General features: G+C 73.7%; 20 protein-coding genes. 5 read left to right on the forward strand and 15 right to left on the reverse strand.

Annotation, left to right across the window (positions count from 1 at the left end):
- Positions 1-15: 15 nt before the first annotated feature.
- From ACU436_RS12500 to ACU436_RS12525, 6 genes are read right to left on the reverse strand one after another with little or no spacing between them, the layout of a single operon-like run.
- Positions 16-1,425: an aldehyde dehydrogenase family protein gene (locus tag ACU436_RS12500; protein WP_459024731.1), complete on the reverse strand. Its 1,410-nt coding sequence runs from the start codon at positions 1,423-1,425 to the stop codon at positions 16-18.
- Positions 1,422-2,600, reverse strand: coding sequence for a M20 family metallopeptidase (locus ACU436_RS12505; protein ID WP_459024732.1), 1,179 nt, complete (start codon positions 2,598-2,600; stop codon positions 1,422-1,424). Before ACU436_RS12505 ends, ACU436_RS12500 begins: the two co-directional genes overlap by 4 nt.
- Positions 2,597-4,456 (reverse strand): dipeptide ABC transporter ATP-binding protein, encoded by a 1,860-nt coding sequence (locus ACU436_RS12510; protein ID WP_459024734.1) that lies wholly within the window; start codon positions 4,454-4,456, stop codon positions 2,597-2,599. The genes ACU436_RS12505 and ACU436_RS12510 overlap by 4 nt, the downstream gene beginning before the upstream one ends.
- A complete protein-coding gene (locus ACU436_RS12515; RefSeq protein ID WP_459025689.1) occupies positions 4,453-5,256 on the reverse strand; it encodes an ABC transporter permease in 804 nt (267 codons plus the stop codon). Before ACU436_RS12515 ends, ACU436_RS12510 begins: the two co-directional genes overlap by 4 nt.
- Before the next feature lie 5 nt (positions 5,257-5,261).
- Entirely contained in the window at positions 5,262-6,206 is a 945-nt protein-coding gene (locus ACU436_RS12520) for an ABC transporter permease (RefSeq protein WP_459025690.1), read from the reverse strand.
- Between the two features lie 5 nt (positions 6,207-6,211).
- Positions 6,212-7,729: an ABC transporter substrate-binding protein gene (locus ACU436_RS12525; RefSeq protein WP_459024736.1), complete on the reverse strand. Its 1,518-nt coding sequence runs from the start codon at positions 7,727-7,729 to the stop codon at positions 6,212-6,214.
- Positions 7,730-7,829: 100 nt separating this feature from the next.
- Here ACU436_RS12525 and ACU436_RS12530 point away from each other — a divergent pair, with 100 nt between their 5' ends.
- Together ACU436_RS12530 and ACU436_RS12535 are read left to right on the forward strand one after the other, a co-directional pair.
- A complete protein-coding gene (locus ACU436_RS12530) occupies positions 7,830-8,600 on the forward strand; it encodes a FadR/GntR family transcriptional regulator (RefSeq protein ID WP_459024737.1) in 771 nt (256 codons plus the stop codon).
- A 34-nt stretch (positions 8,601-8,634) separates the two neighbouring features.
- Positions 8,635-9,450, forward strand: a complete 816-nt coding sequence (locus tag ACU436_RS12535) for a TIGR03620 family F420-dependent LLM class oxidoreductase (protein ID WP_459024739.1) — start codon at positions 8,635-8,637, stop codon at positions 9,448-9,450.
- On the opposite strand, the gene ACU436_RS12540 is transcribed toward ACU436_RS12535, so the two are convergent.
- The 9 genes from ACU436_RS12540 to nikB all read right to left on the reverse strand — a co-directional run bounded on the left by ACU436_RS12540 (position 9,428) and on the right by nikB (position 17,905).
- On the reverse strand, positions 9,428-10,585 hold the full coding sequence (locus ACU436_RS12540) for an RNA polymerase sigma factor (protein WP_459024740.1): 1,158 nt from the start codon (positions 10,583-10,585) through the stop codon (positions 9,428-9,430). The two genes, ACU436_RS12535 and ACU436_RS12540, sit on opposite strands and share 23 nt — an antisense overlap.
- A complete protein-coding gene (locus tag ACU436_RS12545; RefSeq protein WP_459024741.1) occupies positions 10,582-10,989 on the reverse strand; it encodes a YciI family protein in 408 nt (135 codons plus the stop codon). The genes ACU436_RS12540 and ACU436_RS12545 overlap by 4 nt, the downstream gene beginning before the upstream one ends.
- Positions 10,990-11,102: 113 nt before the next feature.
- The gene (locus tag ACU436_RS12550) at positions 11,103-12,623 is read right to left on the reverse strand and encodes an ABC transporter substrate-binding protein (RefSeq protein WP_459024742.1); all 1,521 of its coding nucleotides are present in this window, start codon (positions 12,621-12,623) and stop codon (positions 11,103-11,105) included.
- Positions 12,620-13,399 carry an endonuclease/exonuclease/phosphatase family protein gene (locus ACU436_RS12555; RefSeq protein WP_459024743.1) on the reverse strand — a complete coding sequence of 260 codons (780 nt, stop codon included), beginning with the start codon at positions 13,397-13,399 and terminating at the stop codon, positions 12,620-12,622. Before ACU436_RS12555 ends, ACU436_RS12550 begins: the two co-directional genes overlap by 4 nt.
- Positions 13,396-14,091: a histidine phosphatase family protein gene (locus ACU436_RS12560; RefSeq protein ID WP_459024745.1), complete on the reverse strand. Its 696-nt coding sequence runs from the start codon at positions 14,089-14,091 to the stop codon at positions 13,396-13,398. Before ACU436_RS12560 ends, ACU436_RS12555 begins: the two co-directional genes overlap by 4 nt.
- The gene (locus tag ACU436_RS12565) at positions 14,088-15,089 is read right to left on the reverse strand and encodes an ABC transporter ATP-binding protein (protein ID WP_459024747.1); all 1,002 of its coding nucleotides are present in this window, start codon (positions 15,087-15,089) and stop codon (positions 14,088-14,090) included. Before ACU436_RS12565 ends, ACU436_RS12560 begins: the two co-directional genes overlap by 4 nt.
- Complete coding sequence (locus ACU436_RS12570; protein WP_459024749.1) at positions 15,079-16,083, reverse strand: ABC transporter ATP-binding protein; 1,005 nt, start codon at positions 16,081-16,083, stop codon at positions 15,079-15,081. Before ACU436_RS12570 ends, ACU436_RS12565 begins: the two co-directional genes overlap by 11 nt.
- Before the next feature lie 2 nt (positions 16,084-16,085).
- Complete coding sequence (locus ACU436_RS12575; protein ID WP_459024750.1) at positions 16,086-16,979, reverse strand: ABC transporter permease; 894 nt, start codon at positions 16,977-16,979, stop codon at positions 16,086-16,088.
- Entirely contained in the window at positions 16,976-17,905 is a 930-nt protein-coding gene (gene nikB / locus ACU436_RS12580) for a nickel ABC transporter permease (RefSeq protein ID WP_459024752.1), read from the reverse strand. The genes ACU436_RS12575 and nikB overlap by 4 nt, the downstream gene beginning before the upstream one ends.
- Positions 17,906-18,099: 194 nt before the next feature.
- Between nikB and ACU436_RS12585 the strand changes: the two genes are divergently transcribed.
- From ACU436_RS12585 to ACU436_RS12595, 3 genes are read left to right on the forward strand one after another with little or no spacing between them, the layout of a single operon-like run.
- Positions 18,100-19,068, forward strand: a complete 969-nt coding sequence (locus ACU436_RS12585) for a DUF6772 family protein (protein WP_459024754.1) — start codon at positions 18,100-18,102, stop codon at positions 19,066-19,068.
- 20 nt (positions 19,069-19,088) lie between these two features.
- Positions 19,089-19,418, forward strand: a complete 330-nt coding sequence (locus ACU436_RS12590; RefSeq protein ID WP_459024755.1) for a hypothetical protein — start codon at positions 19,089-19,091, stop codon at positions 19,416-19,418.
- A gap of 4 nt (positions 19,419-19,422) precedes the next feature.
- Positions 19,423-20,499 (forward strand): LacI family DNA-binding transcriptional regulator, encoded by a 1,077-nt coding sequence (locus tag ACU436_RS12595; RefSeq protein WP_459024757.1) that lies wholly within the window; start codon positions 19,423-19,425, stop codon positions 20,497-20,499.
- Positions 20,500-20,607 lie beyond the last annotated feature (108 nt).

Here is a 20,607-nt window from a genome sequence, read left to right on the forward strand (position 1 = left end):
GTCCGTAGTCCGCGCTCACGGGCGGATCACCGCCATCCGCGTCACCGTCAGTTCCTCCACCGCGAAGCGCGGTCCTTCCCGCCCGATCCCGGAGTCCTTCACGCCGCCGTAGGGCATCGTGTCCGAGCGGAAGCCCGGCACCTCGTTGATGACGACGCCGCCCACCTCCAGGCGGTCGATCGCGCGGAAGGCCGAGGAGAGCGACCGGGTGAAGACGCTCGCGTGCAGCCCGTAGCGCGAGTCGTTGACGGCGTCGAACGCGGTCTCCAGGTCGGGTACGGCGCGCACGCAGACCACCGGGCCGAACACCTCCTCGTCCCAGGCGCGCACCCCGTCCGGCACATCGGCCAGTACGGTCGGTACGCCGTCGCCCAGCCGCCGCGCGCCCGCGGCGACGGCCTCGTCGACCCACTCGTCCACCCGCTTCTGCGAGCCGGGGTCGATCAGCGCGGAGACCTGGGTGGACGGGTCCCGCGGGTCCCCGACCCGGACGTCCGCGAGGCCCGCGGCCAGCCGGTCGAGCAGCGGTTCGGCCACCGCGTCCTCCACCAGCACCCGCTGCACCGAGATGCACGCCTGCCCGGACGCGTAGAACCCGCCGCGCAGGATCGCGGCGGCCGCGGCGTCGAGGTCGGCGTCGGCGGCGACGACGAGCGCGGCGTTCGAGCCCAGCTCCAGCAGCACCTTCCGGGGTGCGGCCGAGCGCGCGATCCGGTGCCCGACCTCGGCCGAGCCGGTGAACGAGACGGCCCCGATCCGCGGGTCGGTCACCAGCCGCGCGCCGACCTCGGCGTCCCCCGTCACGAGCTGGGCCATCGCCGGGGGCAGGCCGGCCTCGCGCAGCGCGTGCACCAGCCAGAGCGTGGAGAGGGGCGTCTGCGGCGCGGGTTTGCCGATCACCGGGCATCCGGCGGCGATCGCCGGGGCGAACTTGTGGGCGGCGAGCAGCAGCGGGTAGTTGAACCCGGTGATCCCGACGACGACGCCGATCGGGCGCCGGGTCCAGAACCCGATCATCCCGTCGCCGGAGGGCAGCAGGTCCAGGGGCACGGTCTCGCCGTGCAGCCGCGCGACCTCCTCGGCCGCGGCGGCGAGCGTGACGAGCGACCGGTCGACCTCGACCCGGCAGTCCACGAGCGGCTTGCCGGTCTCCAGGACGAGCAGCTCTTCGAGGTCCTCCCGGTGGGCGGCGAGCGCGTCCCGGGTGGCGAGCAGCACGTCCCGGCGGACGCGCGAGGGCAGCGCGGCCGCCTCGGAGCGGACGGCGAGCGCGGCGTCGAGCGCTGCCGAGGCGTCGTCGACCGTGCCGACCGGACCCGGCGCGACGACGGAGCCGTCGTGGGGGAACACGACGTCGGCCGTCGCGGCCGGTACCCAGCCGTCGCCGATCGGGAGGCCTTCGGGGAACGGGAGGCCGGGGGTCACCGCAGGAACCGATCGGCCGCCGCGGCGTACACGTGGGCGCAGCGCACGATGTCCTCGACCTCCACGAACTCGTCGGCCTGGTGGGCGATCCACTTCCCGCCCGGCCCGTAGACGACGGTGGGGATCCCGGCGTCGCGGGTGAGGATCGTGCCGTCGGTGGCGCCGGGCACGCCGCCGTGGCGGGCGGGCTCGCCGAGCACGTCCTCGTGGGCCGCGGCGAGCGCGGTGACCAGCGGGTGGTCGGCGGGGATCTCCACGCACGGGCGGTCGTCGACGACCGACAGCTCGGCCGCGACCCCGTCCGGGTCACCGGCCGCGGCGGCGAGCTCGCGCACCCGCCCCACCAGCGCCGCGTGGTCGACCCCGGGGATCGTGCGCACGTCGACGGCGACGGTCGCCCGGGCGGGGATGACGTTGATCTGGTCGAGCGAGCCGGCGCGGCTCACCGTCGGGGTCACGTAGACCTCGCCGAGGTGCTCGTGCGCGGGATGCGCCTTCTGCAGCTCCTCCTGGAGCGCGACGAGCGCGACGAGCAGCCGCCCGGCCGCGGGCAGCGGGTTGCGCCCGTGCTGGGGCATGGCGCCGTGGGCCATCGCGCCGAGGAGGTCCACCCGGATCCGCACCGCCCCCTTGGCCGACGTGCAGATCTCGCCCTCCTCGGGTTCGCAGACGATCGCGCCGTCGACGCCGCGGGCGAGGTCGGTGCCGGCGAAGTGCTTGGCCCCGAGCATGAGGCCCTCCTCGTCGACGAGCGCGCAGACGAGCACCCGGCCCGGGAACGGCCCGGCGAGCTGCAGGGCCCGCACGCCGTGCAGCATCGCCGCCACCCCGGACTTCATGTCCGCGGAGCCGCGGCCGTAGAGCCGGCCGTCGCGGATCTCGGCGCCGTACGGGTCGACGCTCCAGCGGTCCGGGTCGCCTTCGGTGACGACGTCGGTGTGCCCCTCGAACGCGAGCGTGCGCCCCGGCCCGCCACCGCCCTCGACGACGGCGACGACGTTCGGCCGGCCCGGCGCGACCTCCGTGATCTGCGGGTCCCAGCCGAACGACCGCATCGTCTCGGCCACCAGCGCCGCGGCGGGCGCCTCCCGGAAGCCGTTCTCGTTCACCGTGCGCAGGCGCACGAGGTCGCGGGTGAGCGCGACGACTGCCTCTTCGTCGACCGGGTGTCTCACGGCAACTCCTCCGGTGCCCCGCGGGCGAGGTCGGAGGCGGTCCGTCCGGCCAGGGCTCCGCGGATCGTGGGGACGGCGGCGACGAGCCGCCGCGTGTACGGGTGCTCGGGCGCGCCGGCCACCTGCGCCGACGGGCCGAGCTCGACCAGCTCGCCGCGGTGCAGCACGGCGATCGTGTCGCAGACGTGGCGTACGACCGACAGGTCGTGCGAGACGAACACCAGCGTGAGCCGGAACCGTTCGACGAGGTCGGCGAGCAGGTTCAGGATCTGCGCGCGCACCGACACGTCCAGGGCGCTCACCGGCTCGTCGGCCACGAGGACGGACGGCCGGGGCGCGAGCGCCCGCGCGATCGAGATGCGCTGGCGCTGCCCGCCGGAGAACTGGTGCGGGTAGCGGTCGCCCGCGTCCGCCGGCAGCCCGACGGCGGCGAGCAGCTCCGCCACCCGGCCGCGCACGTCCGGCTCGTGGCGCCCGGCGAGCGGCTCGGCGACGATGTCGCGCACCCGCATCCGTGGGTCCAGGGAGCCCATCGGGTCCTGGAACACCACCTGCAGCCGCTCGCGCAGGAACCCGAGGCGCCGCTCCGGCTGCCCACCGACGTCGCGGCCGTCGAAGGTGATCGTCCCGGAGGTGGGGGAGTCGAGCCCGGCGAGCAGCCGGATCAGCGTCGACTTGCCCGACCCGGACTCGCCGACCAGCCCGAACCGCTGCCCCTCCGCGATGTCGAACGACACGCCCCGCAGTGCGTGAACCGGGGTCGGTGCCTGCCCCAGCGAGGTGCGGGGTCGCCGGTAGGTGCGGTGCAGGTCGCGGACCTCGATCAGCGGCTGCGGAGGTTCAGGAAAGCCACATTCATGAACCTGCAGCACAGGAATGTGGCTTTCCTGAACTTCGGCGACGCCCACCGGGTGGTGGCACGCATAGCCGCCGCCGTTCTGCTCGCTCCACCCGGGGACGACCGCGCAGTCGTCGGCGGCGTCCGGGCAGCGGGTGCGGAACACGCACCCGTCGGGGAAGCGGCCCGAGGCCGGCACCGAGCCGGGGATGGTGCGCAGCCGGCCGTCGCCGTCGAGGTCGGTCAGGTCGGACGCCGCGAGCAGCCCCTGCGTGTAGGGGTGGCGCGGGCGCGTGAACACCTCGTGCACCGGGCCGGACTCCACGATCCGCCCGCCGTACATGACCAGCACCCGCTCGCACACCGTGGCGACGACGGCGAGGTCGTGCGTGATGAAGAGCAGCGCCGCGCCGCGTTCGGCCACGCCGGAGAGGATCAGGTCCAGCACCTGGGCCTGCACCGTGACGTCCAGCGCGGTGGTCGGCTCGTCGGCGAGGAGCACCGACGGGCCGTTGGCCAGCGCGATCGCGATCATGACGCGCTGGCGTTGCCCGCCGGAGAGCTGGTGCGGGTAGGCGCGGGCGAGCCGCTCGGGTTCGGGCAGGTGCATGCGGTCGAGCAACTCCACGGCCGCCGCGCGGGCGGCCCCGCGGTCGGGCCGGGTCCCGTGCAGGCGCATCACCTCGGCCACCTGGTCGCCCACCCGCATCGACGGGTTGAGCGCCGACATCGGCTCCTGGAACACCATCGTCATCGCGGCGCCGCGCACGGTGGCCATGCGCTGCTCCGGCGCGCCGACGAGGTCGTGGCCGACGCCGGCGAGCCGTACCGACCCGCCCGCGTGCACCCCCTCGGGCAGCAGGCCCAGCATCGCGAGCGCGGTGAGCGACTTGCCGGAGCCGGACTCGCCGATCAGCCCCACCCGCTCACCCGCCGCGATCGTGAACGACACGTCGGAGACGAGCCGCAGGTCGGACGTGGCGACGTCCAGGCCGTCGACCTCGAGGACGCCCTTCATCGACGCAGCCTCGGGTCGAACCGGTCCCGCAGCCCGTCGCCGAGCAGGTTGAAGCCGAGCACCGCCACCGCGATCGCGAGTCCCGGCCACAGCGACAGCTCGGGCTTCAGGTAGAGCAGCTGCTGCGCCTCCTGCAGCATCCGCCCCCAGGACGGGGTCGGCGGTCGGGTGCCGAAGCCGAGGAACGACAGCGCCGCCTCGGCGAGCACCGCGATCGCGAACGACACCGACGCCTGCACGAGCAGGATCCCGGCGATGTTGGGCAGGACGTGCCGGGCGGCGATGGCCGTGGGTGGGCGCCCGGCGGAGCGGGCGGCGAGCACGTACTCGGTGGCGAGCACCTGCATCGCCCCGCCGCGGGCGAGCCGGGCGAACGACGGGACCGTCGCGATGCCGATCGCGACCATCGCGGTGAGCGTGCTCGGCCCGTACACCGCCCCGAACATGATCGCGAGCAGCAGCGCGGGGAACGCGAGCACGAGGTCGTTGCCGCGCATCACGAGCTCGGAGAGCCACCCCGGCCCCATCGCCGCCAGGATGCCGATCGGCGTGCCGATCACGCCCGCCAGCCCGACGGCAACCACGCCGACGAACAGCGTGGTGCGGGCCCCGACCAGGAGCTGGCTCGCGACGTCGCGGCCGAAGGTGTCGGTGCCCAGCCAGTGGGCGAGGCCCGGCGCCGCGAGGCGGGCGTTCGGGTCGACCTGGACGGCGTCGTAGGGCGTCCAGACGAACGAGACCAGCGCCGCCGCCACGACGAGCCCGACGATCCCGCCGCCGGCGACGAGCGCGGCCGGCATGCGGGTCACGTCGCCCGCCTCAGGCGCGGGTCCAGCACCGTGTAGGCCACGTCCACCAGGAAGTTGACGACCAGCACGGCCAGCACGATCACGATCACCACGCCCTGCACGAGCAGCAGGTCGCGGTTGGCGACGCCGTCCAGCAGGAGGCTGCCCAGCCCGGGGATGACGAACACCCGCTCCACCACGACGGCGCCCACCAGCAGCGTCGCCAGCTGCAGGCCCAGCACGGTGACCACCGGGATCGCGGCGTTGCGCAGCCCGTGCCGCACCAGCGCCCGGCCGGGGGGGAGGCCCTTGGAGCGGGCGGTGCGCAGGTAGTCCTCGCGCAGCACGTCGAGGACGGCGGAGCGGACGTACCGGGTGAGGACGGCGCCCTGCACGAGTCCGAGCGCGAGGGCCGGGAGCAGCAGCTTCCGCAGGAAGTCCACGGGGTCCTGGGCGGGTGGCGTCCACCCGCCGGAGGGGAGCCAGCCCAGCCGCACCGCGAAGACCGTGACGAGCAGGATGCCGGCGAGGAAGCTCGGCACCGCGACGCCGACCTGGCTGAACGCCGTGATCGCGGTGCCGCTGGCCCGCCGGTGGCGCACCGCGGCGAGCACGCCGAGGGGCAGCGCCACGGCGAGCGCCACCGCCATCCCGGACAGGACCAGCCAGGTCGTGACGAGCAGCCGGTCGACGATCTGCGGCCCGATGTCGACCTGGGTGACGTAGGAGCGGCCGAAGTCCCCGACGGGCAGGCCGCTGACCCAGTCCAGGTACTGCACGACGAGCGGCCGGTCGGTGCCGAACGCCGCGCGCGTGGCCGCGACCGCGTCCTCCGTGGCGTTCACACCCAGCGCCACGCGGGCCGGGTCGCCGGGCAGCACGGACATGAACGCGAACACGACCACGGACGCCACCACGAGGCTGACGACGAACACCGCGGTGCGGCGGACGAGCTGCAGCAGCACGGCTAGCCGCGCGAGAGCGCGGTGAGATCGAGGGCCTCGCCGATCCGGTTCTGGGGCAGGCCCTGCACGTCGGTGTCCGCGACGATCAGGTTCGGGAGCAGGAAGAGCCAGTCGGCCGCCGCGTCCTCGGCGATCAGCCGCCCGACCTGCCGCAGATCGGTGATCTGCTGTTCCTGGCTGCCGGTCTCGGAGTCGGCGAGCAGCCGCTGGACCTCCGGGTTGTCGTAGCGCCAGTAGTACGTCGGGTCGCCGAAGGTGCGGATGTCGCGCGGCTCGACGTGGGAGACGATCGAGAGGTCGTAGTCGGCGTTCTTGAAGACCGAGTCGAGCCAGCGGGCCGGGAACTCCAGCGGCTCGATCCGGGTCTGGATCCCGATGGCCGCGAGCTGGCTCTGCACGACCTGCGCCGCCGCGACGGCGTAGGGCAGGTTGGCGATCCGGAACCGCAGCGAGGGGTTCGGCGTGCCTGCCTCGGCGAGCAGCGCCCGGGCCGCGTCGGGGTCGTACGGGGTGACGTCGGGCAGCGGCTCGTACCAGGGGTCGGTCGGCGGGACCATCGTGTCGATCAGGGTGCCGCGGCCCGCCCACGCCGTGTTCAGCACGGCCTGGTGGTCGATCGCCATCGCGATGGCGCGGCGCACCCGCGGGTCGCTCGTGGGGCCGGCGGCGTTGTTCATGGCGAGGGTGACCTCGCCGTTGGTCGTGCCCTCGATCACCTGGAAGCGGGGATCCCCGTCGAACTGCGCGAGCGCCTCGGGTGCCTGCACGGTGCCGATCACGTCGATGCCGTCGGTGAGCAGGGCGTTGACGGCGGCGGTGGCGTCGTCGAAGTACTGCAGGTCGACCTGGGCGATCGCGGGCTTCTCGCCCCAGTAGTCGTCGCGCCGGGCCAGCACGAGCGCGTCGCCCCGGCGGAACTCCGACACCCGGTAGGGGCCCGTGCCGACGGGGGTGTTCGCGAGGTCGGCCACGCCGGAGGCGTCGAACATCGCGCCGATGCGGGTGGTCATCCGGAAGAGCCAGCTGTTGCTGGGCCGGCTCAGCGTCACCCGGGCCTCGGTCGGGGACACGACCTCGACCCCCGACACGACGTCCATGCCGCTCTTGAGCGAGACGGTCCACGCGTCGGACTTCACCCGCTCGATGCTGAACTTCACGTCGTCGGCGGTGAACGGCTCGCCGTTCGAGAACGTCACTCCGTCGCGGAGCGTGAAGTCGTAGCCGAGCCCGTCCGGGCTGACCGTCCAGGACTCGGCGAGTGCCGGCTCGATCTCGCCGGTCTGCTGGTTCAGCTGGACGAGGCCCTCGTAGACGTTGACGAGCAGCGCCTCGGGGATCGCCGCGCCGTCGGTGCGGGTGAAGTCGAGGTTGGCCGGCTCGGCGGTGAGCCCGATCCGCAGTGGGGCGTCCGGGCTGCCCGGGGCGGCGCCGGAGGAGGCCGTCGATCCCGCGGAACAGCCGGCCGCGAGCAGGGCGCCGGCCAGCAGTAGGACGCCCGGACGGAGGAGCGAACGCGTCACCTGGAGGATCCTCCCACAACTGGTCTGACCAGTGGACTCACCGAGCGGCTACGGTGTCATGGGCGGTCCAGTGGGTCAAGCACGAGCGGAGCACGCACACGTGGCGGATTCAGGGAGCAGGCCGTTCGAGCCGGTGCGGCCGGTCCGCGCCTACGAGAGCATCGTCGAACAGGTCGAGGACCGGGTGTTCCGCGGCCAGCTGCGGCCCGGTGAGCGGCTGCCCAGCGAGCGGGAGATGACCGCCCAGTTCGGCGTCAGCCGCTCCACCGTGCGCGAGGCGCTGCGGGTGCTCGCGAGCGACGGCCTGGTGCGCTCGCGCCCCGGCGACCGGGGCGGCCCGGAGGTGCTGCCGTTCTCCCCGGCCACACTGCACAAGTCGGTCACCCGGCTCGTGCGCGTGGACGAGGTGGGGCTCGCCGAGCTCGTCCAGTTCCGGATGCTGCTCGAGGGCTCGGCGAACCTGCTCGCGGCCACGTTCGCCAGCGACGACGAGTTGGCGGCGATGGGCAGCGCCCTGGCCGGGATGGAGGCCGCGCTCGACCGCGGCCACGAGGAGTTCAGCCACGCCGACGTCGCGTTCCACGACACGGTGGCGCGGGCGAGCCGCAACATGCTGATCCAGGTGTGCAGCGACGTCGTGCGGGGGGTCGTCCTGGGCCTGATCTCGCAGAAGATCGCTGACGCCCCGGACCGGCGTGAGGTCATGGAGCGATCGCTGCAGCACCACCGCGACGTGCTCGACGCCGTGCGCCGCCGGGAGGGAGCCCGCGCCGCCCGGCTGGCCCGCGAGTCGCTCTACGAGTACTACGCCGGCTACGTCCCCGAGGAGGAGCGCACGCTGCTGCGCGCCCTCCTGGACGAGGACGGTTGACCTGAAGCTCGGTTCAGGTCCTAGCGTCGCTGTCATGATCGATGGACTGGGCCGGTACGGGGTCGCGCTCTCCGTGGGCGAGGATCTGGAGGCGCACGCGGACGCCGTGGAACGGTTGGGCTACACCGCGATCTGGGTGGCCGGCGGGCAGCTCCCGACCCTCGAACCGCTGCTGCGGATCCTGCGGGCCACGACCCGGATCGCCGTGGTGCCGGGGATCATCCCGCTCGACGTGCACGGGCCCGAGGCGATCGCCGAGCTGTACGCGGAGGCCGAGCGGCTCGCGCCGGGACGCCTGGTGGTGGGTCTCGGCAAGCAGACCGGGGGAATCGCGGCACTGGGACGTGCACTGGACGAGCTGGACGGCGCGGTGCCGCGGGAGCGCCTGCTGCTCGCGGCGCTCGGCCCGCGCAAGCTGGACGTGGCCCGGGAGCGGTTCGGCGGCGCCGTCACGCTGCTGGTGGACCCCGGCTACACGACCTGGGCCCGGGAGCGGCTCGGCGCCGCACCGGCGCTCGTGGTCGACCAGCTCGTCGTCCTCGACGAGGACCCGGGGCCGGCGCGCGCGGCGGCGCGGGAGGTACTGGGCTTCCTCGCCACCGTGCCCGGCTACGCGGCGGCCTTCTCCCGGATGGGCTTCGCCGACGCCGACATCCGAGACCTCTCCGACGGTCTCGTCGACGCGACGGTCGCCTGGGGCGGCGTCGAGCGGGTGGTCGCGCGGCTGCGCGAGCAGGAGGCCGCGGGGGCCGGCCACGTGGTGGTCGCACCCCTGGGCGGTCCGGGTGAGCTCGAGACCGTGGAACGGCTGGCCCGAGCGCTCCCCGTCAGCGGCTCCGGCGGGCGTTGAGCCGGGCGGCCTGGCGGGTCAGGTGGGCGCGCTCGGCGAGGTTGGGGGCCTTGTGGGCGGCCTCGGCGTACAGCCGCGCCGCCGTCGCCAGGTCGCCGTCGCGCTCGTGGAGGTACGCCGCCACCGCCGCGTGGCGGGGCAGCGAGTCGTCCAGCGCCGCGAGCGCCGCCAGCCCGGCGCGCGGTCCGTCGGCCTCGCCGACGGCCACCGCGCGGTTGAGCCGGACGACCGGGCTGTCGGTCAGCCGCTCCAGCTCGTCGTACCACTCGACGATCTGCGGCCAGTCGGTCTCCCCGGCGGTCTGCGCATCGGCGTGGAGCGCCGCGACGGCGGCCTGGGCCTGGAACTCGCCCAGCCGGTCGCGGGCCAGGGCCGCCTGCAGGATCGTGACGCCCTCGGCGATCGCCGTGGTGTCCCACCGGCCGCGGTCCTGCTCGGCGAGCGGCACCAGGCCGCCGTCGGGGGCGGTCCGGCCGGCGCGGCGGGCATGGTGGAGCAGCATGAGGGCGAGCAGCCCCGCCACCTCGGGGTGATCGATCACCGCTGCGAGCTGCCGGGTGAGCCGGATGGCCTCGGCGGCGAGGTCGACGTCCCCGGAGTACCCCTCGTTGAAGACCAGGTAGAGGACGCGCAGCACGGTGGCGACGTCGCCGGGCCGGTCGAACCGCACGCTCGCGACCGTGCGCTTGGCCCGGCTGATGCGCTGCGCCATCGTCGCCTCGGGCACCAGGTAGGCCTGGGCGATCTGGCGGGTGGTCAGCCCGCCGACGGCGCGCAGCGTGAGCGCGACCGCGGACGACGGCGTCAGCGACGGGTGCGCGCACAGGAAGTAGAGCTGCAACGTGTCGTCCACGGCGGCGGCGGGACCGGGTGCCGGCTCCTCCTCGACGAGGTCCTCGCGCCGCCGGCGGGCCGTGTCCGCCCGGGTGGCGTCGAGGAACTTGCGCCACGCCACGGTGACCAGCCAGCCCTTCGGGTCCCGCGGCGGGCCGGCGGGCCAGGCGCGGACCGCCTCGACCAGCGCGTCCTGCACGGCGTCCTCGGCCGTCGCGAAGTCGGCCCCGCGACGGACGAGGACCCCGAGCACGCCCGGTGTGAGGCTGCGGAGCAGGGCCTCGTCCACCGGAGCGCTCATTCGGTGATGGTGGGCGGCTCGCCGTAGAACGGGCGCAGCTCGAGCCACTCGTGGATCGGCTTCCCGCCCGCCCCCGGGGCGGCCGACAGCTCCCCGGCCAGCTCGAGCGCGCGTTCGTAGCTGTCGACGTCGATCACCATCCAGCCGGCGATGAGGTCCTTGGTCTCGGCGAACGGGCCGTCGGTGACCGGCGGGCGTCCCTCGCCGTCGTAACGGACGAACGTCCCCTCGGGGGCGAGCGCCTGGCCCTCGACGTACTCGCCGGTCCCCTCCAGCCGGGTCGCGAAGTCGCGCATGTACTGCAGGTGCGCCGAGACCTCCTCCGGCGTCCACTGGTCCATGGGCACGTCGTTGACCGCCGCCGGGGCGCCGCGGTAGTGCTTGAGCAGCAGGTACTTGGCCATCGTGGTGTCTCTCCTCGGTGCGGGGCGACCCATTCTGGCCGCCCTCACCGCGAGGACGGAGCCGGTCCCGGGTTCTCGACATCGCCGGCGAAGAATCTCGGCCGGACGGAGCGTCAGGAGCCCGCGGCCGCGTCGATCGACACCGGACGGAACTGCGGGCGGCCGTCGACCGGTAGCTCGAAGCCCTTCACGCGGGCGCGGACGGCGTAGTTGTTGCGCAGGTCGGCGGGGAAGATGCCCACGGCGTCGTCCCAGATGACCTGCGCCGCCCGGGCGTACAGGCGTTCGCGCTCGCCCTGGTCGAGCGAGGATCGGGCGCCGAGCAGCAGCCGGTCCAGCTCCGGGTTGCAGTAGCCGTTGCGGTCGGCCGAGCACGTGTAGAGCCGCCCCAGGGTGAAGTCGGCGTCGCCCGTGCCGGTCGTGTTGGTCTGCAGGTTCAGGTCGAAGTTCTTCGTGTTGAGGTCCTGGAGCCACTGCGGGCGCTCCTTCTCCAGGGGCTCCACCGTGACGCCGACCGCGGCCCACGCCGACACCATCGCCTGGGCGAGCGCCCGGATGTTCGGCCCGCCGTCGCGCGGCCACTGCATCGACACGCGCAGGCCGTCCGGGTGCCCGGCCTCGGCGAGCAGCGCCTTCGACCGCGCCGGGTCGTAGGGGTAGGGCTGGAGCTCCGGGGCGCCGAAGACGTCCTGGGTTATCGGCGCCTTCGCCACGCTCGCGCTGTCGCCGAACAGGTCGCCGATGATCGCGTTCAGGTCCAGGGCCTGCCACATCGCCTGCCGGACCCGTACGTCGTCGAACGGCGCTCGGGACGAGTTGAACCAGGTGAAGTAGTACTGGAAGCTCGGCCCGCTGCCGTAGGTGATGTCCGGCTGCCCGTCCACCTCGGACACCTGGTCGGGCGGGATGGACTGCAGCACGTCGACCTCGCCGGTGCGCAGCGCCGTGATCCGCGCCGCGGTCTCGGGGATGTTCACGATCTCGACGCGGTCGAGCGTGGCCATCTCACCCCAGTAGGCGTCGTTGCGCGCCAGCACCACCCGGTCGTCCGGGGTGAAGCTCTCGAACACGAACGGGCCCGTCCCGATCGGCTTCTCCCAGTACGCCGGGTCGTTCACGTGGTCGGCCGGGCCGATGAACACCAGCGACAGCGAGCTGGGCAGGGTGCCGAGCGGCTCGGACGTGCGGAAGGTGACGGTGTGCTCGTCGGTGGCCTCGATCGACTCGACGGCCGCGAACAGCGGGGCGAGCGACCACTTCAGCGCCTGGCCCCGTTCCACCGATGCCTGCACGTCCCGGGCGGTGAGCGGCGTGCCGTCGCTGAAGGTCACGCCCTGGCGCAGGTGGAAGACCCACGTGTGGTCGTCGGTCGGCTCGAACGACTCGGCCAGCACGCCGACCGGCTTCCCGTCCTCCATCGCGACGAGGGTCTCGAGGACCTGCTGCACCGCGGTCTGCGTGGGCTCCTCCGCCGGGTACTGGTGGGCGTCGAGCGACACCGGGAAGAGTGCGGGGGAGTAGCGCAGCACCTGCTCCTCGCCCGCACCCCCGCTGCCCGCCGACATCGTGGTGCAGGCGGACAGGGCCATGACGCCGGCGACGGCCGCCGCGGTCAGAAGCCTTCGCACGCTCACGGGTGGACCCCTTCGTCCAGGGTGAACGTCGCGACCACGGGCTTGTGGTCGGACGGGGCGGAGCCGTCGTGGAAGAACTCGACGGCCTCACCGGTGCGGGCGCGCACCGGCCCGCGGGAGAAGATCCAGTCGATCGCCTTGGCCGGTGACTGCACGGGCGAGAGGCGCGTGCCGCGGCCGCTGCTGAACGGCATCGGGACGACCGGGTGGGTGGGCGGCGCGGGGGAGCCGAGCGCGGTGAACGAGTCGAGGAACCCGGCGTTGCCCAGCTCCCACAGGGGCCCGCCGATGTCGTTGACGTCGGAGGTGAACAGGCACGGCCCGGTGCCCGCCAGCTCGTCGAGAGCGGCGATCACGGCGCGGGCCTGCGGGACGCGCTGGTTCACACCGCTCGCGCGTTCCTCGGCGTGGCCCGGCCAGGTCAGGTGCGCGGTGGCGAAGACGAGCTCCGATCCCTCCGCCGTGCGCAGGCGCACCCAGAACAGGCCGGCGGTGGGATCGAGGATCCCCACGTCCCGGACCCCGTACGCGACCGGCTCGAACAGCTCGCGGCGCCACCAGAGGTTGCTCTGCCGCGCCCAGCCCGGGTGGTCGTCGACCACGCGGGCGTGGCCGGTGAGCTCCTCGTCGACCAGGTCGCGCGAACCGGGCCGCAGCTCCTGGGTGGCGAGCAGGTCGGGCGGCCGGGTGCGGAAGAACGCCCGGAGCGCGGGCTCCCGCTCGGCGAGGTGCGCGTCGCCCCAGAGGTTGTAGGTCATCGCGACGAAGGTGGTCATGCGGCCTCCTCGGGTGCCGGCGCGTTGTAGGCGACGAGCCGGGCGCTGCGGCTCCCGCCCCCTTCGAGGACGAACTCGAGCTCGGTGGCTGAGCAGTTGGTGGGCGGGTCGAGGCCCTGGTGCCCACCCGCGGGCAGGTCCATCGCCTGAGCCGTCGCCACCCGGACCGGCCCGCCGTGGGTGAAGACGACGACGGTGTGCCGGCTCCCGACCGGGGTGGCGGCGAAGGGCGCGAGCACGTCGTCGAGCGCGGCCGCCACCCGCACCCGCACCTCGGCGAACGTCTCGCCGCCGCCGCGCCGGACGTCCTCGCCGCGGCGCAAGGCCCGGATGGCGTCGGGGAACTCGGCCGCGATCTCGACGAAGCCGCGCCCGCTCCACGTGCCGACCGCCGCCTCCCGCCAGCGGGCGTCGGTGCGCGCGGAGAGCCCGGTGCGTGCCAGGTAGGGCGCCGCGGTCTCGGAGACCCGGACCAGGTCGCTGGCCACCACGAGGTCCGGGGTGCCGTGCCGGTCCAGGCCCGCGGCGATCGCGCGGGCCTGCGCGTGGCCGCGCGGGGTGAGCCCCGGCCCGGTCTGGCCCTCGAACCGCTCGGCGGCGTTGCCCTGCGACTCGCCGTGGCGCACGAGCACCACGCGCACGGCGCGCCAGTCGTCGAGGTCGGGGTCGTCGAGGATGCCGTGCTTGTTCATCGGACGGCTCCGGCGGCGAGCGGCTCGGCGAAGTGGCAGGCGCTCGGGTGCCCGTGCCGCTCCACGAGCTCGGGCGCCTCCTCCGCGCACCGCGCGGCCGCCTTCGGGCAGCGGGTGCGGAACCGGCACCCCGAGGGCGGGGCCGCGGGCGAGGGCAGGTCGCCCTGCAACAGGATCCGGTCCCGTTCGGGCTGGTCCCACGGCCGTGGCACCGGCGCCGCGGAGAGCAGGGCCTGCGTGTACGGGTGCGTCGGCCGCTCGAACAGCTCCCGGCGCGGGGCGTGCTCGACCACCGTGCCCAGGTACATCACCGCGATCTCGTCGCTGATGTGGCGGACGACGGACAGGTCGTGGGCGATGAACAGGTAGGTGAGGCCCAGGTCGCGCTGCAGGTCCTGCAGGAGGTTCAGCACCTGCGCCTGCACCGAGACGTCGAGCGCCGAGACCGCCTCGTCACAGATCACGAGCTCGGGCCGCAGCGCGAGGGCCCGGGCGATGCCGATGCGCTGGCGCTGGCCGCCGGAGAACTGGTGCGGGTAGCGGTCGGCGTGGGAGGGGTCGAGGCCCACGCGTTCGAGGAGGTCGCGCACCTCGGCCGCCCACCGCTCGCGCGGGACGACGTCGGGGTGGATCTCCCAGGCCTCGCTGACGATCTGCTCGACGGTGCGCCGCGGGTTCAGGGAGGCGTACGGGTCCTGGAAGATCATCTGGATGTCCCGCCGGAGGCTGCGCATCTCCGCGGGCGGCACGGTGGTCAGGTCCCGGCCCTGGAACAGCACCTGCCCGGAGGTGGCCCGTTCGAGGCCGATGATCGTGCGGGCGAGGGTCGACTTGCCGGAGCCGGACTCACCGACCAGGCCGAGGGTGCGCCCGGGGGCGAGGTCGAACGATACCCCGGCGACGGCCTGGACGGCGCCGATCTGGCGGCGGAGCAGGGCGGAGCGGATCGGGAAGGTGGTGTGCAGGTCACGTACGGACAGAAGCGATTCACGCTCCACCTAGGACCTCCTCGGCGCGGTGGCAGGCGGAGGCGCGTCCCGCGCCGGGCATTCCCCGCAGGGCCGGGCGCTCGTCCCGGCAGCGGTCGATCGCGTAGGGGCAGCGGGGGTGGAACGGGCAGCCCGGTGGCAGCGCGGCGAGGTTGGGCGGCGCTCCCGGGATCGGGGTGAGCCGGTCCCCGCCGCTCGCGACGCTCGGCAGGGACGCCATCAGCCCGGCGGCGTACGGGTGGGCGGGACGCTCGTAGACCTCCCGGATCCGGCCGGTCTCGGCCGCCCGCCCGGCGTACATCAGCAGCATGCGGTCGGCGACGTCGGCGACCACCCCGAGGTCGTGCGTGATCAGCACCATCGCCATCCCGTACTCCTGCTGCAGGCTCGCCAGCAAGGCCATGACCTGCGCCTGCACCGTGACGTCGAGCGCGGTCGTGGGCTCGTCGGCGATGAGCAGCCGCGGGTTGAGCGCGATCGCCATCGCGATCATCACCCGCTGCCGCATGCCGCCGGAGAACTGGTGCGGGTAGTCGTCGACGCGCCTCGCGGCGTCGGGGATGCCGACGCGCTTCATGAGGTCGACCGCGCCCGCCTTGGCCTCCCGCCGGGACGCCCCGCGGTGGCGGCGGAACATCTCCCCGATCTGCGCGCCCACCCGGAACACGGGGTTGAGCGAGCTGAGCGGGTCCTGGAAGACCATCGCCATCTGCGGGCCGCGCAGCCTGCGCACCTCGGCCGGATGCCGGGTGAGCAGGTCGACGCCGTCGTAGGCGATCCGGCCGCCCGCGACGTGGCCCGCGGGGCGGGGGAGCAGGCCCATCACGGCCTGCGCGGTGACGCTCTTGCCGCTGCCGGACTCGCCGAGCACGGCGAGGGTCTCGCCGGGCGCGACGCTGAAGCTCAGCCCGTCGACGGGAGTGATCACCCCGGTGGGGGTGCGGAACCGCACGCGGAGGTCCCTGACCTCGAGCAAAGGGACCTCCAGTGGTGGCTGCGACATCTTCACAGGCTCTTCAGTCGGGGGTCGAAGCGGTCGCGCAGCGCGTCGCCGAGGACGCCGAAGGCCACGACGAGCAGGGCGAGGGCGAGGCCGGGGATCGTCGCGATCCACCACGCCTCCGCGAGGTAGTTGCGGCCGCCCGCGATCGTGACGCCCCAGCTCGGCACGCTGGTGGGCGTGCCGAGGCCGAGGAAGGAGAGCGACGCCTCGGCGAGGATCACGTGCCCCAGCTCGACGGTGGCCACCACGAGCACCGGGGCCACGCAGGCGGGCAGGACGCACCGGCGGATCAGGTGCCACGTGCCCGCACCGAGCGTGCGCGTGGCGTCGACGTACTCGCGGCCGCGCACCGTGAGCACCTGGCTGCGGACGACGCGGGCGAACGTGACCCAGTTGGACACGGCCAGGACGATCACGACGTTCACGACGCTCGGGCCGAGCAGGGCGGCGATGAAGATGGCCAGCAGGATCGAGGGGAACGTCAGCTGCACGTCGGCCAGGCGCATGAGCACGCCGTCGAGCCATCCGCCGAAGTACCCCGCGACGACGCCGACGGTCACCCCGATCAGGCCGGCGAGCAGCAGCGTCGCCAGGCCGACCGCGATCGAGACGCGCGCGCCCTGCAGCATCTGGGCGAGCAGGTCCTGCCCGACCTGGTCGGTGCCGAACACGGCGAGGCCGCCGTCGCTCGTGCGCGAACCCGGCGGGAGCAGCCGGTCGGCGGTGTGCGTGACCACCGAGTCGTACGCGAGGAGCACCGGGCCGGCGATCGCGGCCACCACGTACACCGCGATGACGGCGAGCGCGAACCGGATGCGGAGGCTGCCGGGCCGCCGGGTGGCCGGTGCGGCGGACGGCGTGGTGCCGGCGGGTGCCGGAGGGGCGGTCACGGTCATGCCCGGCCCGCCAGCCGCACGCGGGGGTCGAGGTAGCCGTAGAGCACGTCGACGACGAGGTTGATCAGCACGAACCCGGTGGCGATCACCAGCACCGCGGCCTGCACGACGCCGTAGTCGCGGTGCGAGATCGAGTCGATGAGCAGCCGCCCGACCCCGGGCCACGCGAAGACGGTCTCCACGATCACCGTGCCGCCCAGGAGCGTGCCGAACTGGAGGCCGACGACCGTGATGATCGGGATGAGGGCGTTGCGGATGGCGTGCGGGAAGATCACGACCCGCTCGGTGAGGCCCTTGGCCCGCGCCGTCTGCACGTAGCCCTCGTGGATCACCTCGAGCAGCCCGCTGCGGGTGAGCCGCACGAGGATCGCGAGGAACGGCAGGGCGAGGGTGACGGCCGGCAGCACCATGTGGGCCGGGGAGCCGGTGCCGGCGCTGGGGAGCAGCCCGAAGGTGCGCGAGAGCACGAGGATCAGCACGATGCCCAGCCAGAACGACGGCGTCGACTGGCTGACCAGCGAGAACACCGAGACGATCCGGTCGGTGAGGGTGTTCACGCGCAGCGCCGCCACGATGCCGAGCGGGATCCCGACGAGGAGCGAGAGGGACAGCGCCACCACGGCGAGCTCCGTGGTGGCGGGCAGGCGCTCCACCACGAGGCCCAGCGCGTCGCCCGAGAGCCGGTACGACGGGCCGAAGTCGAGCCGGGCGACGTCGGCGAGGTAGGCGCCGTACTGCACGAGCACCGGCCGGTCGAGGCCGAGCTGGGCACGGAGCGCGGCGACCTGGTCCGGGGTGGCGTCGGAGCCGAGGATGAGCAGCGCCGGGTCACCGGGTACCAGCCGCAGCACCAGGAAGATGATCGTGACGGCGCCCCACAGCACGAACACCGAGAAGGCGAGCCGCCGGGCGAGGTAGGCCGCCATCAGCGGCTCCGGGTGGGACGCATCGTTGCATCGGCTCCATTAACGTTAATGGCGACAGACCGGGGCAGGCTAGGAGGACAAGTTGCAGGCTGTCAAGGTGCCGCGGGGAGTCGAGCGGCGAGCTTGACCGCCTTGTTCCATTAACGTTAATGTCCGCGTCCGCCCCGATACGATGCCCATCGCCTGGAGTTCGCATGTCCGAAGCTCGCTCCGCGCCACCCGCGGAGTCCGCGTTCCGGTCGGCCCTGCTGTCGGTCGACCCGCGCCTGTCGAAGTTCCAGCCCCTGCAACGCATCCTCGCGTTCGACTCGTTCGACTCGGGCACGCACGGCTGGACCGAGCTGCTCGGCAACTACGACGGGCGCGGCAACCTCGACACGGTCGACGACCACATGCGCGACTTCCGGCCGCCGCAGCTCTCGTCGTGCACGTTCTTCGACATCGGCACGCACGGGGCGATGACCGGCACGTACGCGCTCAAGCTCGCGACGCGCCCGATCCCGGGCCACACGGCCACCGCGATCCGGCGCCTCACGATGAGCGGCCGCGGGCCGCTGCAGATCGAGGCCTACTTCACCTACAAGGCCGAGGCCACGCTCGGCGGCGGACCGGAGAACGACCGGTTCGGCGACGTCGTGTGGGACGGCAACCTGCACCCGTCGGAGGCGCAGTTCGGCGCGTTCACCGTGGCCACCGACCTGTGCGGGGACGGCGGCCTGCGCTACCACACGGTGGCGCGCTACCTGAACACCGATCTCGAGAACCGGATGGCCCGGCAGTGGGTCTACCCGACGGTGCCCGAGCCGACCCCGCGCGAGCACCTCGAGGGCAAGGTCAAGCTCGGCTACGCCGCCGACTTCACCGCCCCGAACCCGGAGGACTGGGAGCCGTTCGGCGAGGCCCAGGGGCTCTGCTACAACGAGGTGCCCACCAAGGTCAACTGGCACTACCTGCGCTGGCAGATCGACACCGAGAACCGGCGCAACGTGGAGCTGCAGGTCAACGACCGCGTCTTCGACATGAGCGACGTGCCGGTGCCGCCGTACGCGGACCGCTACGACTCGCTGGAGAACCTCCTGAACTTCTACTTCTCCGTCCGCACGCACTCCGCTACGCGGAACTTCCTGTTCCTCGACTCCGTCGTCATCTCCGTCGATTGGTGAGCACCACTGTGAGCCCCCTGATGAGGCAGTCCCAGACCGCGGTCCTGGAGCGCAACACGACGCTCACGGGAGAGTTCGCCACCGAGCCGTACGAGGCGGCGTGGGCGGGCGAGGCGCGGTGGTTCGTCCAGGTGCTCGAACGCTCCGCCGAGGACGCCGAGCTGACCCTGACCACGCAGGTCTCACCGGACGGGCTGACGTGGTGCGACGAGGGCGGCGCCCACCGCGCCGAGGGCGAGCTGACCACCTGGGCCGTGCGCGAGTTCGGGCAGTGGCTGCGGGTCCGCGGCGCGGTCACCCCGGCCGGGGCGCAGGTCAAGGTCCGCATCTACCTCGCCGTCAAGAGCTGACCGGATGACCGCCCGCCGGCCGACGCTGCGCGACATCGCCGAGGCCCTCGGCCTGTCGGTCAACACCGTGTCGCGGGCGCTGGCCGGCAAGTCCGACATCAGCGCCCGGACCCGGCGGCTGGTGGAGGCGGAGGCGCAGCGGATCGGCTACGTCCCGAACACGCTCGCGCGCTCGCTCGTGCTGGGCTCGGGGATGACGCTCGGCCTGGTGATCACCACCCCGTCCAACCCGTTCTACGCCCAGCTCATCCACGGCGTGGAGGTGCAGGGGCGCAAGCACGGGTACTCGGTGCTGCTGCTCGTCACGGACGAGTCGGAGGACATCGAGCGCGGCGCGGTCGAGTCGTTGCTGCGGGCCGCGGTCGACGGTGTGCTCGCGGTGCCGGTGCAGGGTGGCGCCGACCCCTGGCAGCGGCTCGGCACGGCGGGCATCCCGCTCGTCCTCGTCAACCGCGACCTGCCCGGGGGCGCGCACGACTTCGTCGGCATCGACTACGAGCAGGGCGCCTACGACGCCACGGCGCACGCCATCGCGACCGGCGCCCGGCGGATCTGGATGCTCGAGGAGGACCTGCCGATCACCACGATCGCCGGCCGTGTCGCGGGCTTCCGGCGGGCCATGGCCGAGGCCGGGCTGCCGGTGGCCGAGGACGCGGTGCGCTCGGTGCCGACGCGGCGCCACGAGTCGGCGGCGCTGCCCTGGCAGCCGGAGGAGTCGTACGTGGTGGCGCAGGAGATCGTCGACCGCGCCGACCGCCCCGACGCCGTGGTGGTGGGCAACGACTACTTCGCGCTCGGCCTGTACCGCGCGCTCGCCGAGCGCGGGCTGCGGGTGCCCGACGACATGCTGGTGCTCGGCTACGGCGACTTCCCGTTCTCGGGTTTCCTCACCCCGCCGCTCACCAGCGTGCGGCTGCCCGCCTACGAGGTGGGCGCCTCGGCCGTGGACCTGCTGGTCGAGCGGGTCCGGAACCGATCTGGCGCACCGGCGCAGAAACGCCTGCTACGCCCGGACCTGGTGGTGCGCCCGTCGTCGACGCCGGTGGCCGGCACGCCCGACCGACGCGCTCGCGGCCGGTGACCGAGCCGCGAAGGCTCGTCAGCGCGTCGATGCCGACCGGGTGAAGGGCTCGACCGGGCCACTCGGTGCCCGGGGGTGGCCGAGGCCCGTGGCGAGCGCGGCGACGGC

The organism is Pseudonocardia wallangbongensis (assembly GCF_054486945.1).

Coding starts and splice junctions, on each gene's coding strand:
- ACU436_RS12540 (WP_459024740.1), bottom strand. CDS start 10,585: ATGAGCGCTCCGGTGGACGAGGCCCTGCTCCGCAGCCTCACACCGGGC.
- ACU436_RS12515 (WP_459025689.1), bottom strand. CDS start 5,256: ATGCCGGCCGCGCTCGTCGCCGGCGGCGGGATCGTCGGGCTCGTCGTG.
- ACU436_RS12510 (WP_459024734.1), bottom strand. CDS start 4,456: ATGAAGGGCGTCCTCGAGGTCGACGGCCTGGACGTCGCCACGTCCGAC.
- ACU436_RS12535 (WP_459024739.1), top strand. CDS start 8,635: ATGATCGATGGACTGGGCCGGTACGGGGTCGCGCTCTCCGTGGGCGAG.
- ACU436_RS12545 (WP_459024741.1), bottom strand. CDS start 10,989: ATGGCCAAGTACCTGCTGCTCAAGCACTACCGCGGCGCCCCGGCGGCG.
- nikB (WP_459024752.1), bottom strand. CDS start 17,905: ATGGCGGCCTACCTCGCCCGGCGGCTCGCCTTCTCGGTGTTCGTGCTG.
- ACU436_RS12590 (WP_459024755.1), top strand. CDS start 19,089: ATGAGGCAGTCCCAGACCGCGGTCCTGGAGCGCAACACGACGCTCACG.
- ACU436_RS12595 (WP_459024757.1), top strand. CDS start 19,423: ATGACCGCCCGCCGGCCGACGCTGCGCGACATCGCCGAGGCCCTCGGC.
- ACU436_RS12570 (WP_459024749.1), bottom strand. CDS start 16,083: ATGTCGCAGCCACCACTGGAGGTCCCTTTGCTCGAGGTCAGGGACCTC.
- ACU436_RS12575 (WP_459024750.1), bottom strand. CDS start 16,979: ATGACCGTGACCGCCCCTCCGGCACCCGCCGGCACCACGCCGTCCGCC.
- ACU436_RS12555 (WP_459024743.1), bottom strand. CDS start 13,399: ATGACCACCTTCGTCGCGATGACCTACAACCTCTGGGGCGACGCGCAC.
- ACU436_RS12560 (WP_459024745.1), bottom strand. CDS start 14,091: ATGAACAAGCACGGCATCCTCGACGACCCCGACCTCGACGACTGGCGC.
- ACU436_RS12585 (WP_459024754.1), top strand. CDS start 18,100: ATGTCCGAAGCTCGCTCCGCGCCACCCGCGGAGTCCGCGTTCCGGTCG.